At 72.2% G+C, this 15687-nt stretch carries 10 protein-coding genes and 1 pseudogene; 5 read left to right on the top strand and 6 right to left on the bottom strand.

The annotated features are described in order from the left end of the window. Nucleotides 1–9: 9 nt before the first annotated feature. The 4 genes and pseudogenes from scpA to OG210_RS28950 form a co-directional block, all read right to left on the bottom strand. A complete protein-coding gene (gene scpA / locus OG210_RS28965; RefSeq protein ID WP_328324258.1) occupies nucleotides 10–2211 on the bottom strand; it encodes a methylmalonyl-CoA mutase in 2202 nt (733 codons plus the stop codon). Further along, entirely contained in the window at nucleotides 2211–4115 is a 1905-nt protein-coding gene (locus OG210_RS28960; RefSeq protein WP_371539442.1) for a methylmalonyl-CoA mutase family protein, read from the bottom strand. Before OG210_RS28960 ends, scpA begins: the two co-directional genes overlap by 1 nt. 181 nt (nucleotides 4116–4296) lie before the next feature. Further along, nucleotides 4297–8016, bottom strand: coding sequence for a S8 family serine peptidase (locus OG210_RS28955; RefSeq protein ID WP_371539440.1), 3720 nt, complete (start codon nucleotides 8014–8016; stop codon nucleotides 4297–4299). 194 nt (nucleotides 8017–8210) lie between these two features. Continuing rightward, a pseudogene (locus tag OG210_RS28950) lies at nucleotides 8211–8994 on the bottom strand (crotonase/enoyl-CoA hydratase family protein). Nucleotides 8995–9133: 139 nt separating this feature from the next. On the opposite strand from OG210_RS28950, the gene OG210_RS28945 reads away from it, so the two are divergent. Beyond that, nucleotides 9134–9664, top strand: a complete 531-nt coding sequence (locus tag OG210_RS28945; RefSeq protein WP_371539438.1) for a nuclear transport factor 2 family protein — start codon at nucleotides 9134–9136, stop codon at nucleotides 9662–9664. Between the two features lie 124 nt (nucleotides 9665–9788). Then, nucleotides 9789–11387: an apolipoprotein N-acyltransferase gene (gene lnt, locus OG210_RS28940; protein ID WP_328324268.1), complete on the top strand. Its 1599-nt coding sequence runs from the start codon at nucleotides 9789–9791 to the stop codon at nucleotides 11385–11387. Here lnt and OG210_RS28935 read toward each other — a convergent pair. Continuing rightward, nucleotides 11311–12216, bottom strand: a complete 906-nt coding sequence (locus OG210_RS28935) for a Gfo/Idh/MocA family oxidoreductase (RefSeq protein ID WP_328324269.1) — start codon at nucleotides 12214–12216, stop codon at nucleotides 11311–11313. The genes lnt and OG210_RS28935 overlap by 77 nt on opposite strands. A gap of 395 nt (nucleotides 12217–12611) precedes the next feature. On the opposite strand from OG210_RS28935, the gene OG210_RS28930 reads away from it, so the two are divergent. Then, nucleotides 12612–12917, top strand: a complete 306-nt coding sequence (locus tag OG210_RS28930; RefSeq protein ID WP_371540533.1) for a PadR family transcriptional regulator — start codon at nucleotides 12612–12614, stop codon at nucleotides 12915–12917. Nucleotides 12918–12932: 15 nt separating this feature from the next. Here OG210_RS28930 and OG210_RS28925 read toward each other — a convergent pair whose 3' ends face one another. After that, entirely contained in the window at nucleotides 12933–14207 is a 1275-nt protein-coding gene (locus tag OG210_RS28925) for an APC family permease (protein WP_328324272.1), read from the bottom strand. A gap of 351 nt (nucleotides 14208–14558) precedes the next feature. On the opposite strand from OG210_RS28925, the gene OG210_RS28920 reads away from it, so the two are divergent. Next, nucleotides 14559–15071 (top strand): DinB family protein, encoded by a 513-nt coding sequence (locus OG210_RS28920; RefSeq protein WP_328324274.1) that lies wholly within the window; start codon nucleotides 14559–14561, stop codon nucleotides 15069–15071. Between the two features lie 75 nt (nucleotides 15072–15146). After that, the gene (locus OG210_RS28915; RefSeq protein ID WP_371539434.1) at nucleotides 15147–15671 is read left to right on the top strand and encodes a hypothetical protein; all 525 of its coding nucleotides are present in this window, start codon (nucleotides 15147–15149) and stop codon (nucleotides 15669–15671) included. The last annotated feature ends 16 nt before the right edge of the window (nucleotides 15672–15687 follow it).

Raw genomic sequence — 15687 nt, 5'->3', positions numbered from 1 at the left:
GGCCAGGCCCTACAGCTCGTGCCCGAGTGCGGAGGCGAGCCGTACCACCAGGTCGTAGGCCGCGTCCGGGATCACGGTGCCCGGCGGGAAGACCGCGGCGGCGCCTGCCTCGTGCAGGGCCGGGATGTCCTGGGGCGGGATGACCCCGCCGACGACGATCATGATGTCCTCCCGGCCCTCCGCCGCCAGCTCCTCCCGGAGCGCGGGGACGAGCGTGAGGTGTCCCGCGGCGAGCGAGGAGACTCCGACGATGTGCACATCCGCTTCGACGGCCTGCCGTGCCACCTCGCCCGGCGTCTGGAAGAGCGGGCCGACGTCCACGTCGAAGCCCAGGTCGGCGAAGGCGGTGGCGATCACCTTCTGGCCGCGGTCGTGGCCGTCCTGGCCCATTTTGGCGACCAGGATGCGCGGACGGCGCCCCTCGGCCTCCTCGAAGGAGTCCACCAGCCGGCGCGTCCGCTCCACGGAGGGCGACTCCCCTGCCTCGGTCCGGTACACACCGGAGATCGTACGGATCTGCCCCGCGTGCCGCCCGTACACCTTCTCCAGGGCGTCGGAGATCTCGCCGACGGTGGCCATCGCCCGCGCGGCGTCGACCGCGAGCGCCAGCAGATTGCCGTCCAGGTCCGGCCCGGGGTCGCGGCCCGCGGCGTCGGTCAGCGCCCGCAGTGCCTCCTGACAGGCCGCTTCGTCGCGCTCCTCGCGCAGCCGCTTCAGCTTGGCGACCTGCTGGGTGCGCACCGAGGAGTTGTCGACCTTGAGGACGTCGATCTCCTCATCGGTCTCCACCCGGTACTTGTTGACGCCGACGACGGGCTGGCGCCCTGAGTCGATACGGGCCTGGGTGCGGGCGGCCGCCTCCTCCACCCGGAGCTTGGGGATGCCCGCGTCGATGGCCTGCGCCATGCCGCCGGCCGCCTCGACCTCCTCGATGTGCTGCCAGGCGCGCTGCGCCAGATCGTGCGTGAGCTTCTCGACGTACGCGCTGCCGCCCCACGGGTCGATGACCCGGCAGGTGCCCGACTCCTGCTGGAGCAGCAGCTGGGTGTTGCGCGCGATCCGGGCGGAGAAGTCGGTCGGCAGGGCCAGCGCCTCGTCGAGTGCGTTGGTGTGCAGCGACTGGGTGTGGCCCTGGGTCGCGGCCATCGCCTCGACACAGGTGCGGGTCACGTTGTTGAAGACGTCCTGCGCGGTGAGCGACCAGCCGGAGGTCTGCGAATGGGTCCGCAGCGAGAGGGACTTGGCGTTCTTCGGCTCGAACTCCTTGACCAGCCTGGCCCAGAGCAGCCGGGCCGCGCGCAGCTTCGCGATCTCCATGAAGAAGTTCATGCCGATCGCCCAGAAGAAGGAGAGCCTCGGCGCGAAGGCGTCGACGTCCATACCGGCTGCGATACCGGCCCGCAGGTACTCCACGCCGTCGGCCAGCGTGTAGGCGAGCTCCAGATCGGCTGTCGCGCCCGCTTCCTGGATGTGGTAGCCGGAGATGGAGATGGAGTTGTAGCGCGGCATCTTCTGCGAGGTGTAGGCGAAGATGTCGGAGATGATCCGCATGGAGGGCTTCGGCGGATAGATGTAGGTGTTGCGGACCATGAACTCCTTGAGGATGTCGTTCTGGATGGTCCCTGCGAGCTTCTCCGGCGGTACGCCCTGCTCCTCGGCGGCGACGATGTACAGCGCCAGTACGGGCAGCACCGCTCCGTTCATCGTCATGGACACGGACATCTTGTCCAGCGGGATGCCGTCGAAGAGCTGCCGCATGTCGTAGATCGAGTCGATCGCGACGCCCGCCATGCCGACATCGCCGGTGACGCGCGGGTGGTCGCTGTCGTAACCGCGGTGCGTCGGCAGGTCGAAGGCGACCGAGAGGCCCTTCTGACCGGCCGCCAGGTTGCGGCGGTAGAAGGCGTTCGACTCCTCGGCGGTGGAGAATCCGGCGTACTGACGGATCGTCCAGGGCTGGTTGACGTACATCGTCGGGTACGGGCCGCGCAGATACGGCGCGATCCCCGGGTAGGTGCCGAGGAAGTCGAGCCCCTCGGTGTCCTGGCCCGTGTACAGGGGTTTGACGGGGATGCCCTCGGGGGTCTGCCACACCAGGTCGTCGACGCTGTGGCCGGTGCTCTCCTTCACCGCCGCCCGCCACTGCTCGTCGGTGGACCCTGCGGAGGCACCCGGCCCCAGTTCGATCTCGGTGAAGTCCGGGATCTGCATTACGCCACTCCCATACGGTCGAGGACGGAGGTCAGCACGGCCACCACGTCTCCTCCGGCGAAGACGAACTCGTCCACCCCGGCGGCCAGATACGCGTCGCGCCGGTCTCCGGGGCGGCCGGCGAGGAACACCTGCCGCGCTCCGGCTGCCTTCAGCGCGCCGGCGGTCTCCGGCGCCTGTTCGGCGTAGACGGCGTCGCTGGAACAGATGCAGGCCAGGGTGGTGCCCGCGTCCGCGAACGCCGCGGCGGCCGTACCGGGTTCGCCCGGCACCGGGCCGTGGACCGGTTCGATGCCGCCCGCCTGGAAGAGGTTGGCGGCGAAGGTGGCCCGCGCGGTGTGCGCGGCGGCGGGGCCGAGTGCGGCCAGGAACACCCGGGGGCGGGCCCCGGTCGCGGCCAGATGGGCGTCCGAGCGGGCCCGCAGCGCTTCGAAGGCGTCGTCGCGGTGGACCACCGGAAGGCCGCCGCCGGGACCGGCGGGTGCGGGGTCCCTGACGACGGCGCGCTCGACCAGCTGAGGGAACTCGCTGACGCCGGTGACCGGTTCGCTCCGTCCGGCCAGCTTCTCGCTGCGCCGCTCCCAGGTGGCCGCCAGCCGTCCGGCGATCAGCCCGGACCGCAGGGCCTGCTCCTGGCCCCCGGCGCGTTCGATCTCCTGGAACCACTCCCAGGCCGCCTGCGCCAGTTCGTCGGTGAGCCGCTCCACGTACCAGGAGCCGCCCGCGGGGTCGATCACCCGTGCCAGATGGGACTCCTCGACCAGGATCGTCGACGTGTTGCGGGCGATACGGCGGGCGAAGTCGTCCGGCAGGCCAAGCGTGTGGTCGAAGGGCAGGACGGTCACCGCGTCCGCGCCGCCCGTACCGGCCGCCAGGCAGGCGACCGTCGTACGCAGCATGTTCACCCACGGGTCGCGCCGCGCCATCATCACCGGGGACGTCACCGCGTGCTGGTGCTGCGCCCCGGCCGCCGGGGCGCCGCTCGCCTCGGCCACCCGGGCCCAGAGGCGGCGTGCGGCGCGCAGCTTCGCGATCGTCAGGAACTGGTCGGCGGTGGCCGCGTACCGGAATTCCAGCTGTCCGCAGGCCGCTCCGACGTCGAGTCCGGCCGCGGTGAGCGCGCGGAGGTACGCCACCGCGGTGGCGAGCGAACAGCCCAGCTCCTGGGCCGCCGAGCCGCCCGCCGAGTGGTACGGCAGCGCGTCCACGACGAGCGCCCGCAGCTGCGGGTACCGCTGGTGGCACAGCTCGGCCAGTGCGACGGCCTGCGCGGTGTGCCGGGCCACGGCGTCGTACGCACCGGTACGGGCCGCGTGGCCGAGCGGATCAGCGCCGAGGACGCCGAGCGCCGCGTCGGGGGCGACGCCGCGCTCGTCGAGGAGCCGCAGCAACTCCCTTGCCGCGCCGTCGAATTCGGCGCCCGCGTCGAGGACGACCGGCGCCAGGTCGAGATGGACGCCTTCGAGAGCCGCGCCGATACCCGGCACCGGGACACCCGCATCGCCCACGGTGAGCCATACGGAGGAGACACCGTTCTCCAGGTCCGCGAGCACGGCCGCGTTGGTGCGCGAGGCGTCGGGCCGGCTGTGCCGCTGCCGTACGTCCCAGCCACCGGCCACACGGCCGGCCGGAGTGCTGCCGCGGGTGAACGGGGCGAACCCCGGGAGCTCTGTGGACGCGGTGGTCCCGGACTGCTCACCGCCGCCGCCGTCCGGCGCGGTGTAGAGCGGCTGGACCACCAGCCCGTCGTCCAGTTCGGTGGAGAGCGCTGCTTCCGCCGCCGTACCCGGGACATCCTTACCCGATTTGCGCAGTACACCTTCCACAAGGCGCTGCCACTGCTCATGGGTCGCATGCGGGAATCCGGCGGCCAGGGGGAACCCGTTGTCGGGCAGGACCGTCATGCTCAGATGCTAGGCGAGGGGGCCAGGTGTGCAGTTGGGAGAACCACTGTGACCTTGGACTCTCCGGTCCGTGCGGGAGCCCGGTACGGCCTGCGCCGTACCGGGCTCCCGGTCCGGACCTGAGGGTCCGGAGATGTGCTGTTTCTGCTACTTCACCCCTACTCCTGCTTGCCCCCCACTCCTACTTCACCCCCACCGCGCGGATGATCTCCTGCTTCACCGAGCCGCCCCGGTCGTCGGTGGCGGAGGCACGCAGCGAGATGTATCCGGCGTCCTTGGGCACCTGCAGCGAGCCCTTCCAGACGGCGGATTCGCCGTGTGCCGTGCTGAGCCCGACGGATGTCCAGGTCTTGCCGTCGTCGTAGGAGACCTCCAGCGCCCCCGACTTGATCGTCCCGGTGTCCGCGGCGCCCTTGATGTACTCGGCGCTGATGGAGACGGGCAGGGTGTGCCCGGCGCGGACGTCACCGGCGGAGTCGGTGTTCACGTCGAAGCCCAGGTTGAGCAGCGGAAGGTAGGTGTAGTGGTCGGCCGGTGTCTCGGCCGACTTGAAGGTCCACTCGGAGTGGCCCTTGGTGGACAGCACCCAGGTGGCCGGGTCCCGCGTGGTGTCGGTGACCACCTTGTACGTGGTCTCGGCCGGGTCTGCGTCCCAGGCGTAGGCGCCGGAGCTGGTCTTGTGGTCGACCTGGACCCCGTTCGCGTACACATCGGTGGTCTGGGTCATGGACGTGTCGTTCCACACGTCGCCGAATCCGGTGTGGTCGGGGCCTGAGTCGCCCCAGCCCGGGGTGTTGAACTGGAGGTCGTTGCCGGCGCGCTGCTGCCCCCAGCCGAGTCCGGTGCCGAGCCACGGGTGCAGCACGGGCTTGAACCAGTCGAGTCCGCTGCGGCTGCCGCCCTTGTACGCGACCAGGCCGCTGCGCTCCTCCAGCGACGAGTCCGGGCCGGCGGTGACGGACTGCATCCAGGTCTGGCCCGTGCTGGTGCTGACGTAGTCGGTGCGCTTGGCCGGGTAGTGCATGCGCTCCGCGAATCCGAAGCCGACCGGGAAGGTATCGGTGACCGAGTAGCGGAACTCGCCGCCGTCGACAGGCTTGGCGGCGTAGAACTCGGTGTCCAGGGTGGCGAGATCCTTCTTGCCCGGCTTGTACGTCAGGTCATTCGGGACCGCACCGGGGTGACCGTCGGAGAGGTCGTAGACATAGGGCGTGTAGCGGGTGCCGGTGAGGTCCACCGTGCCGTGGCGGCGTGCGGTGGCGGCCAGCAGGGCGCCGTCGGCCGCGTTCACGGACGCCACCTGGAGGGGCGTGTCCGAGCCGTCGTCCGCGCCGAACCAGTTGCTCAGCCGCCCCGGCGCGTCGTCGGTGACGAAGAGCGAGACCGCTCCGGCCTGCAACGCCGCTGCGGTGAGCTGCTGCGGGGTGACGCCGGCCGTGGCGCGGACCAGGACGGCCTTGCCGCGTACGTCCTTGCCCTGGTACTTGGCCGCAGTGCCGGTCCCGAGGTCGGCGATGCCGACCCGGTGGCTGCCTTCGAGGACGGTGGAGCCGGCCTGTACGACGGTGTCACTGATCTGCTTGCCGCCCGCGGCCGCTTCGAGCAGGGGCTTGCCGAGGCGCCAGACGGTGCGGTATTCGAAGGTCCCGTCGGTGACCTTCTTGGTGGGCGCGGCGAAGATGCTGTCGTAGGTGATGGGCACCTGTACGGCGCCGCCGAAGTCGGCCCCGTTCGCCTTGCGGTCGAACTCCATCAGCAGCTGCCGGCTCTCGGTGCGCCGGGGCACCTGAGCCGTGATCTGGTGCAACTGGCGTCCGTCGAGAGTGATCTCACGGTTGCCGTCCACAACGATCTGCGGGTCGGTGAGGAAGCCGAGGCCGAGCGAGTCCTTGCCCTTGGCGCCGCGTACGTCGAGGAACGACGCCACGGAGTAGGTGCCGGGCTTCACCCGCAGGGTGAGGGTGCCGGATTCACCGACGGACGCGTTGAACGGGTCGGTTCCCTCGGCCAGTTCCTTTACGGCGAGGTCGGCGGCGGCCGGTGCGCCGTCCCGGTCCTTCACATGGATGGTGAGGTTGTACCGCTCCTCCTCCTTGACCAGGCCGAAGGCGGTGTGGGCGACAACCTTGCCGCCGACGCTCGCGGTGATCTGCCCCGAGGTGTTGCCGACGGGCGCGTTGGCGCCGTCGCCGGTGACGGTGGTCTGCGCGGTGGAGTGCGCGGGCACGGTCAGGCTCGTGTCGGCGAGCTTGACGACGCCGTCGGCTGCTCCGTCGGCGGCGAGCGCCAGAGTCACCGGCGCGTCGGACGAGTTGGCGTAGGTCACCGTGCGGGTGACCGGCTTGTCGTCCGCGTACGGCCAGGCGTAGAAGCCGAGGTCGGCGCTGCCGGTCGCGGTGATGCTCGCGGTGGTGGCCGCGGGGACGTCGACCCGGCCCGCGCCCAGCGTGTACACCGAGTCGGGCAGCGTCTTCGACGTCGACATCAGCGCGTCCTTGAGCTGCTGCCCGGTCCAGTCGGGGTGCTTCTGGGCGAGCAGCGCGGCGACGCCCGCGACGTGCGGGGTGGCCATCGACGTACCGCTCATCGTCTGGTACGGGCCGCTGCCCTCGGCGGCGTACTGCGAGCGGGCGGCCAGGATGTCCACGCCGGGCGCGGACAGGTCGGGCTTGAGTGCGTTGTCGCCGAGCCGCGGGCCCTGGCTGGTGAAGTACGCGGGCTGGTCGGCGGAGTCCACCGCGCCGATGGTGAGCGCCGAGTCGGCCGCGCCGGGCGAGCCTATGGAGGTGGGGGCGCCGGTGTTGCCCGCGGCGATCACGAAGAGGGCGCCGGTGTCCTTGGAGAGGGTGTTGACGGCCTCCGCCATGGGGTCGGTGCCGTCGCTGGCCTCCTGGGAGCCCAGGCTCATGCTGATGATCTTGGCGTGGATGTCCTTGGCGGCCCACTCCATGCCCGCGATGATCTGGGAGTCGGTGCCGGAGCCCTCGTCGGAGAGCACCTTGCCGACGGCCAGGTCGGCGTCCGGCGCGACGCCCTTCTCCTTGCCGTCGGACGCGGCCCCGCTGCCGCCCACGGTCGACGTGGTGTGGGTGCCGTGGCCGTTGCGGTCGGTGGTGTCCTCACCGGCGATGAAGGACTTGGACGCGCTGATCCGGCCCTTGAGGTCGGGGTGGTCGGCGTCCACACCGGTGTCCAGGACGGCGACCTTGACGCCCTTGCCGGTGAGTCCGGCCTGCCAGGCGGCGGGGGTGCCGATCTGCGCGTTGCTCTCGGCCATGTCGGCCTTGACCTTGCCGTCGAGCCAGACCTTCCCGACCCCGTCGGCGAACGAACCGGCCTGCCGGGTACGGGAGTCGGTGAGCGACTTCCAGAAGGTGCCGGATGTGGCCGCCCGTACGGCGGCGCCGCCGATGCTCGGCAGGGACCGGACGGTCGTGGCGCCGCTCGGTGCGGCGCTGCGGACGCCCTTGCCGTACGTGACGATCAGCGGCAGATCGCCGGCCTTGTCCTTGGCCGTACCGAGGCCCTGCTCGACCAGGCCGGTGACGTCGAAGAGCCGCTTGTCGAGGACGCCCGAGCGGAGGTACGGCAGGGCCTCGTCGGGCAGCACGGTGACCCGGCCGTTGGACGTCTGGCTGCGGACGGCTCCGGTCGCGCCCTTCGGGCGTTCGACGGAGACCGTGCTGTTGCCGCCGCCGAGGTCGGTGACGGTCACCCGGTCGCCGGTGATCAGCGTGACGGTGTGTGTCGCGTGGGCGGTGGCGGACGGCGGCGCGGTGCGGGACGGCACGGGGCTCTTGCCCGCCCCCGTCATCGCGAGCGCCTGGCCTGCCGGGAGCAGTGCGAGCGCGAGTCCGGCGGAGAGCCATCTGGCTCTCCGCCACGCAGGTGCTCTGGTCATGGTGCCCCTCTCTCCGGGGCCCGGGCTGACGGGGGTGGTGTCCCGGGCACTGCGAAGAGTCTCGGGGCGCTCGCGGCGGCCGTGGGGCGAATGGGCTGGCGGATAGGCGCCATGGCGGCAAACTGCCAGCGGGTGACGTGCGGCCAGGTCAGCGACTGGCCGTCCGTGCGAGGTGCGGGCCCGTCACCCGCGCGTCACACACCGGGCGGTGGGCCGAACGATCCGTGCCTTCCCGCGCCGGCGGCGAACTCATCCACTCCGCGCTGCATCTGCGTGAGCGAGATCCGGCCATGCCTCAGTTCGCCCGCCAGCGCGTCGTCCTCGGACAGACCGCCCTGCTCCAGCAGCGCCAGGCGGTCCTCGCACAGGCAGGTCTGCGGGAACGCGGCGATGGACGCGGCGAGTTCCTCGGCAGCCGCACGTGCGGTGCCGGCGGGCACCACCCGGTTGGCCAGTCCGATCGCGTGTGCCTCGGCCGCGCCGACCGGGCGGCCGGTCAGCACCAGGTCCATCGCCCGGCTCTCACCGATGAGCCGGGGCAGCCGTACGGTCCCGCCGTCGATCAGCGGTACGCCCCAGCGCCGGCAGAACACCCCGAACACGGCGTCCTCTTCGGCCACCCGCAGATCGCACCAGAGCGCGAGTTCCAGTCCACCGGCCACCGCGTGACCGGAGACGGCGGCGATCACCGGCTTCCCGAGCCGCATCCGGGTCGGCCCCATCGGGCCGTCCCCTGCGCCGACGGTGGCGGTGACGTTGTTGCCGCGCGGGGTGCCGACGGCCTTCAGGTCGGCACCCGCGCAGAAGGTGCCCCCTTCGCCCCAGAGCACGGCGACCGCCGCGTCCTGGGTCGGCGTCGAAAGCGCGGAAGGCGTCGGCCAGCGCGAGAGCGGTGGGGCCGTCGACGGCGTTGCGCGCCTCGGGCCGTGCGAGCACGACGGTGGTGACGGGGCCGTTGCGTTCGATACGTACAGTCATCCGCGTCACTCTCCCCGGGTCCGGCGTGGGATGTCGAGCGGGCTGTCCACCGGTGCGGCCGGTCGGGTCCCGTGCGGGGTGGCCGGGGCGGTCCTGCAGACCCCTTGGCCCGGGGCACCGGGTGCCGGAGACTGGGCCGATGACTCAGCGCGTGGAACTCGCTACCGTGATGGACCGGCTGGACATCGACGAACTGATCACCGGATACGCGGTGGCCGTGGACGACGGCCAATGGGCCGACTACCGGGCCCTGTTCGCACCGGACGGCCGGGCCGACTACCGCGCGGCCGGCGGGGTCGAGGGGCCCGCGGCAGAGGTCGCCGACTGGCTCGCGGAGATGATGCGGCTCTTTCCGGTACGCCAGCACCTGATCGTCAACCGGCGGCTGCGGCTCCAGGATCTGGGCGGCTACCCGGGAGACCGGGCGGAGCTCCAGGCCGACTACCTCAACCCGATGCGGCTGAAGTCCCGGCCGTCCGACGGTGCGGGTGCCGATGGAGCTGGTGGTCCGGGTGCCGACAGCGCTTCCGGCGGCGCCGCGGGACCGGCCGCGCCGGACTTCGTCTCGGGCGGCCGCTACGCCTTCAGCCTGGTGCGTACGGAGAGCGGCTGGCGGCTGCTCGGCGTCGTCGTACAGGAGAAGTGGCGGCGCGTGCCCGGCGGGATCTGACACGCCGTGCGCGTGCGGGCGCACTGTCGGTAGCCGTCGCGCTCCCCCACACTGTGGGAAGCGACAACTCGGCGGAGACTGTCTGCACGAGGCTGCTCACCGGGCGGGAGCGAGGAGGCGCTGGATGCGGATTCCGCTGGGGCGACTGCGCAGGGCCGGTCACCCGCCCTGGTTGCGCAGGGCCGGTCACTCGCCCTGGTGGCGGGGGGCCGCGGCGCTGCTGGCCGGGGGGCTGCCGATGTTCGCCTTCCCGGCGCCGTCCCTCTGGTGGTTCGCCTATGTGGCCCTGGTGCCCTGGATGCTGCTGGTACGCGCGGCGCCCACCGGGCGGCGGGCCGCCCTGGACGGCTGGCTCGGCGGAACCGGGTTCATGATCGCCGTGCACCACTGGCTGATTCCCAGCCTCAATGTCTTCATCGTGGTGCTGGCCGCGCTGCTCGGGCTGCTCTGGGCGCCGTGGGGGTGGCTGGTCCGCTGGATGCTGGGCGGGGCGGCGAGCGCCGCGCGGGTGGCGGCCGCTCTGGTCGTGCTCCCCTCCGGATGGCTGATGGCCGAGCTGGTGAGGTCCTGGCAGGGGCTCGGCGGCCCCTGGGGACTGCTGGGCTCCAGCCAGTGGCAGGTCGCACCGGCGCTGCGGCTCGCATCGGTGGGCGGAGTCTGGCTGGTGAGCCTCCTCGTGGTGGCGGTCAACACCGGAGTCGTGGCGCTGCTGGTGGTCGAGTCGGCCCGTACGACGGCGGTGGCCGGGGTGCTGGCGTGCGCCGTCCTCACCGGGGCCGTCTGGATGTGGGCGCCGCGCCCCGAGACATCGGGCGGCACCCGGATCGCGGTCGTCCAGCCCGGAGTCGTACCGGGTATCAACGCCCGCTTCGCCCGCAGTGAGGCGCTGACCCGGCAGCTGGCGGGCCGCCATGTCGATCTGGTGGTGTGGGGCGAGAGCAGCGTCGGCCAGGATCTGGCGGCGCGCCCGGATCTGACGGCGCGTATCGCCCGGCTGTCCCGGGAGACCGGCGCGGACATCCTGGTCAATGTGGATGCCAGACGGTCCGACGCACCGGGCATCTACAAGAGTTCCGTACTCGTCGGTCCTGCCGGGCTGACCGGCGACCGCTACGACAAGATGCGGCTGGTTCCGTTCGGCGAGTACATCCCGGCGCGTTCGCTGCTCGGCTGGGCGACATCGGTGGGGCGGGCCGCGGGCGAGGACCGCAGGCACGGCACGCACCAGGTCGTCATGAAGCTGCCCCACGGGCTCCTGGTGGGACCGCTGATCTGCTTCGAGACGGCGTTCCCCGACATGAGCAGGCAGCTGACGAGGGACGGCTCGCAGCTCCTGGTGGCCCAGTCGTCGACCTCGTCGTTCCAGCACAGCTGGGCGCCCGAGCAGCACGCGTCGCTGGCCGCGCTGCGGGCGGCCGAGACCGGCCGTCCCATGGTGCACGCCACGCTCACCGGGGTGAGCGCGGTGTACGGGCCCGGAGGCGACCGGGTCGGCCCCCTGCTGGGAACCGGCCGCAGCACCGCGCAGGTGTACGACATCCCGCTGGCCCACGGCACGACGCTCTACGTCAGGTTCGGCGACTGGCCGGTCCACGGCGCCCTGGCCGTGCTGGCCGTGCTGTGCGCCGTCGAAGGGCTGCGCTCGGTCAGACGGCCTGCGCCTGAGCCCGCAGGACCACACGCTCGCAGAGTTCATGGGTCAGCAGGGCGTCCCTGGCGCTGAGCAGCTTGCCCGCCGCCACCGCGTCGAGGAAGCCCAGCACGCACTGCTCGATGCCGCGCTGGCGGGCCACCGGTACCCAGTCGCCGCGGCGGCGGACCGTCGGCTGCCCCTTGTGGTCGATGGTCTCCGCGAGATTGACGACCTGTCGCTTGGTGCCGTGGCCCGAGACTTCGAGGATCTCCTCGGTGGAGCCGCTCACCCGGTTCATCGAGCCGATCGCGGAGAAACCGTCACCGGAGAGGTGGAGCACCACATGGTGCATCAGCCCCGCACGGATCCGGGCCCGCACGTCGATGTGCTCGACCGGGCCCGGCGCCAGGAAGCGCAGGGTGTCGACGACGTGGATGAAGTCGTCGAGCACCAGGGTGCGCGGGTCCTCCGCGAGGTCCGTCCGGTTCTTCTGCATCAGGATCAGGTCACGGGGATGGTCGGCGCACTGGGCATAGCCCGGCGCCAGCCGCCGGTTGAAGCCGACGGCGAGGCTCACACCGCGGTCCTCGGCGAGGGCCACCAGCCGCTCGGACTCGGCGAGTTCGTACGAGAGCGGCTTGTCGACATACGTCGGCACGCCCGCCCTGAGCAGCCGGCTCACGATCTCGGGGTGCACACCGGTCGGCGCATGGACGAACGCGGCGTCAAGGTCCTGCGCAAGCAGGGAGTCCAGGTCGGTGTGGCACCGGTCCGCCGGGATGTGGAAGGTCTCGGCGGTACGGGTGAGGGTCGCCGGGGTCCGGGTCTGGAGATGCAGTTCGATCCCGGGCAGGGTCGTCAGTACCGGCAGATACGCCTTCTGCGCGATGTCCCCGAGCCCGATGCAGCCGACCTTCACAGGGGCCTCCCTCTCCGTCTGTCGATCTGTCCGTCTGTCGATGTGTCGCTCTGTGGATCTGTCGCTCCGGCGGCCGGCTGCTGACCGGCCTGTCCTGTTGCTCGGTGCCGTTCCCGGTGCCGTGTGCCTGGGCAGCATACGTGCGCTGCGGCGGCCGCCAGCCCGCGATGTCCGCGAAGGAGCGCAGCACCAGATGGGGCCCCAGCAGGGAGAACGTACTGATCAGCGCGGTGCGCACGGCCACCGCCGGTGCGCTGCGCAGCGTGGTCGGCCGACCGCCCCTGGCGGCCCGGCGGGCGGGGTGTCCGTCACACCGGCTGGCCGGGGCGGCATCCGGCGCCGGCGTAGCATCGGATGCCGATATCGGTTTCGTCACTGCCGGAGGTGGGGCCAGGGTGCCGGGGTTCCAGCGGGGCGCGGTGCGGCTGCACATCCTGCGCCACGCGGCCGAGAAGGAGATCCACGGCGCGTGGATGACCGAGGAACTGGCCCGCCACGGCTACCAGATCAGCCCCGGCACCCTGTACCCGACGCTGCACCAGCTGGAGACCGACGGGCTGCTGGTCTCCGAGCAGCGGGTGGTCGACGGCCGCACTCGGCGTGTCTGCAAGGTGACGAAAGCCAGAAAGCAAGCCCTGACCGAGGACCGCAGGGCCCTCAAGGAGCTGGCCCGCGAAGTCCTCGGCGACGACGCCCCGTAGCGGCAGCCGCGCGGGTTACGCCCTGCTCGCGGTCACGGCGCGGCGGACCCCGTAGGCGGCGGCGCCGAAGGCCAGCACCGCGGCCCCCGAGACCACCGAGGACACGGGCAGGGCGAAGGCCAGCACCAGGCATCCGGCCAGCCCCACGGCCGGGACCAGCCGGTTCGGCCGTCCCTCGTTCTCAGTGAGCGTCCAGGCGGAGGCGTTGGCGACGGCGTAGTACGCCAGCACGCCGAAGGAGGAGAAGCCGATCGCCCCGCGCACGTCCGCCGTCGCGGCGAGCACCGCGACCACGGCGCCCACCAGCAGCTCGGCGCGGTGCGGCACCTTGAACCGGGGGTGGACGGCGGCCAAGGCGTGCGGCAGGTGCCGGTCCCGGGCCATCGCCAGGGTGGTGCGGGAGACCCCGAGGATCAGCGCGAGCAGCGAGCCGAGCGCGGCCACGGCGGCGCCCACCCGCACGACGGGGACCAGCCGGCCCACGCCCGCCGCCCGGACCGCATCCGACAGCGGGGCCGCAGCCTGCGCCAGCCCATCGGGGCCGAGAACCGCCAGCGCCGCGACGGCGACGACGGCGTAGACGACCAGGGTGATACCCAGCGCGAGAGGGATGGCCCGGGGGATGGTGCGCGCGGGGTCGCGGACCTCCTCGCCGAGGGTGGCGATCCGCGCGTACCCGGCGAACGCGAAGAACAGCAGGCCCGCCGCCTGGAGCACCCCGCCGGCCGTGGCATCCGCGCCGACCTCGAGGCGAGCCGCGTCCGCCGTGGCGGAGGTGAGGGCAGCGACCACCACCGCGGCGAGCACTGCCAGGACCACGGCCACGATCACCCGGGTCAGGAGCGCAGACTTCTGCACCCCGGTGTAGTTCACCACGGTCAGCGCCACCACCGCGGCGACCGCGACCGCGTGCGCCTGGCCCGGCCGGACGTACGAGCCGACCGTGAGCGCCATCGCCGCGCAGGAGGCGGTCTTGCCGACCACGAAGGACCACCCGGCCAGATAGCCCCAGAAGTCACCGAGGCGTTCGCGGCCGTAGACGTAGGTGCCGCCGGAGGCCGGGTAGCGGGCCGCGAGCCGGGCCGAGGAGGTGGCGTTGCAGAAAGCGACCACGGCGGCCAGCGCCAGGCCGGTCAGCAGCCCGGACCCGGCGGCGTGCGTGGCCGGAGCCAGAGCGGCGAAGATCCCCGCGCCGATCATCGATCCCAGGCCGATCACCACGGCGTCGGACACCCCGAGCCGCCGCTGAAGTTCGTCCGGCATCCCGGCGGCGGTCGGTGGCTTGCTCATGGCCCACTCCCTCGGCGGCACAGCCGTACGTGACGTACTCCGATATCGGGAGACGATACGGGAGCCTGCGGCAAGCCCCAGCCCGTCGAACCGGCCGCCGCCGTCGAACAGTTCGGCTGCCCCACATGCGAGGTGCCCGCCGGTGGCACCTGCCGTACCCGCGGCGGCAAGGTTGCCCCGAAGTAACACACCCCGCGCTTCATGCTCGTCCTCCAGCTCCGCCCCGAGATGGAGGTGAAAGCCCCCCGCCGACCGCGACCCCGGCCGCGCGCGGCAGATGGGCGCGGCCGTCGGAGCCGGGCACGGATATCGCGTAGCGGGGCCGCCGACCCGTGGGTGATGATGCTCCGCATGACGACACAGGAACGCCAGGAACCACCACTCAGGGCCGACGAACGCACCATGCTCGAAGGGTGGCTGGACTACCACCGCGCCACCCTGGCCCACAAGTGCGCCGGACTCGACGAGAAGCAGTTGCACGAGGCAGCGGTGCCGCCTTCGGAGCTGTCCCTGCTCGGGCTCGTACGGCATATGGTCGAGGTGGAACGGGGCTGGTTCCGCGAGGTAATGGAGGGCGAGGACACCCCGCCGCTCTACTACACCGAGGAGGACCCGGACGGGGAGTTCCACCTCACCGATGCGGACACCTGGGACGAGGCGTACGGCACCTGGCAGCGGGAGATCGCCTACGCCCGCGAGGTGGCGGCCCGCTACTCGCTGGACGACCTCTCCAAGGGGCTCGGCCGGCGGGGCGAGCATTTCAGTCTGCGGTGGATCTACACGCATATGATCGAGGAGTACGCCCGCCACAACGGCCACGCGGATCTGCTCCGGGAGCGGATCGACGGCGTCACCGGCGACTGACCGCGCTCACCCGTGCGGGGCCAATCCGCGCTTCCGGTACCCGGAACAGCCCCTGCGGGCAGCAGAGTTGGGCGGGTGCACCGAACGAAGATCATCACGCTGGCCCTGCTGGGCGCAGCCGTCTCGGCGGCTTCCGGCTGTGTGGCCGTCCCTCCGGCGCCCCCGCCCTCACCCGGACCGTCCCGGACGCCCGGTCACCACGCGCAGCACACCGGCCCGCAGATCGTGCAGGGGCCCCCGGTCGAGGCGCTGGAGACCGTGCCTCCCGGGACGGGGTCCGGCCACCGGGCCGCCGCCCCGTCCGCACACCACCCGCCCGCGCACCACCCGCCCGCACACCGCCCGGGCGGCGAAGCCGGGCCGGGCCGCGGTCCCGGTGCGAACCCGGCACCGGCCCGCCACACGGTCCGGCCCGCACGCCCCCGTACGGCGCGCCCCCGCCGTGCCCACCCGGCGCAGCCGGCCCCGCCTCGGCATCCGAAGCACGCGGCCCACCCGTCCGGCGCCAAGGCCGACGTCTGCGCGCTCGGTGAGGGCTACGGGGGCTGGCCGCAGGACAGCCCCCAGGCGCGGATCTGCCACCAGACGTACGGCCGGTGACGCACGGCCGGTGACG

The sequence above is a fragment of the Streptomyces sp. NBC_00466 genome (assembly GCF_041433995.1).
Lineage (GTDB): Bacteria > Actinomycetota > Actinomycetes > Streptomycetales > Streptomycetaceae > Streptomyces.
Note: the sequence above shows the minus strand (reverse complement) of the source record. Positions and strands in the feature narration are given on the sequence as shown.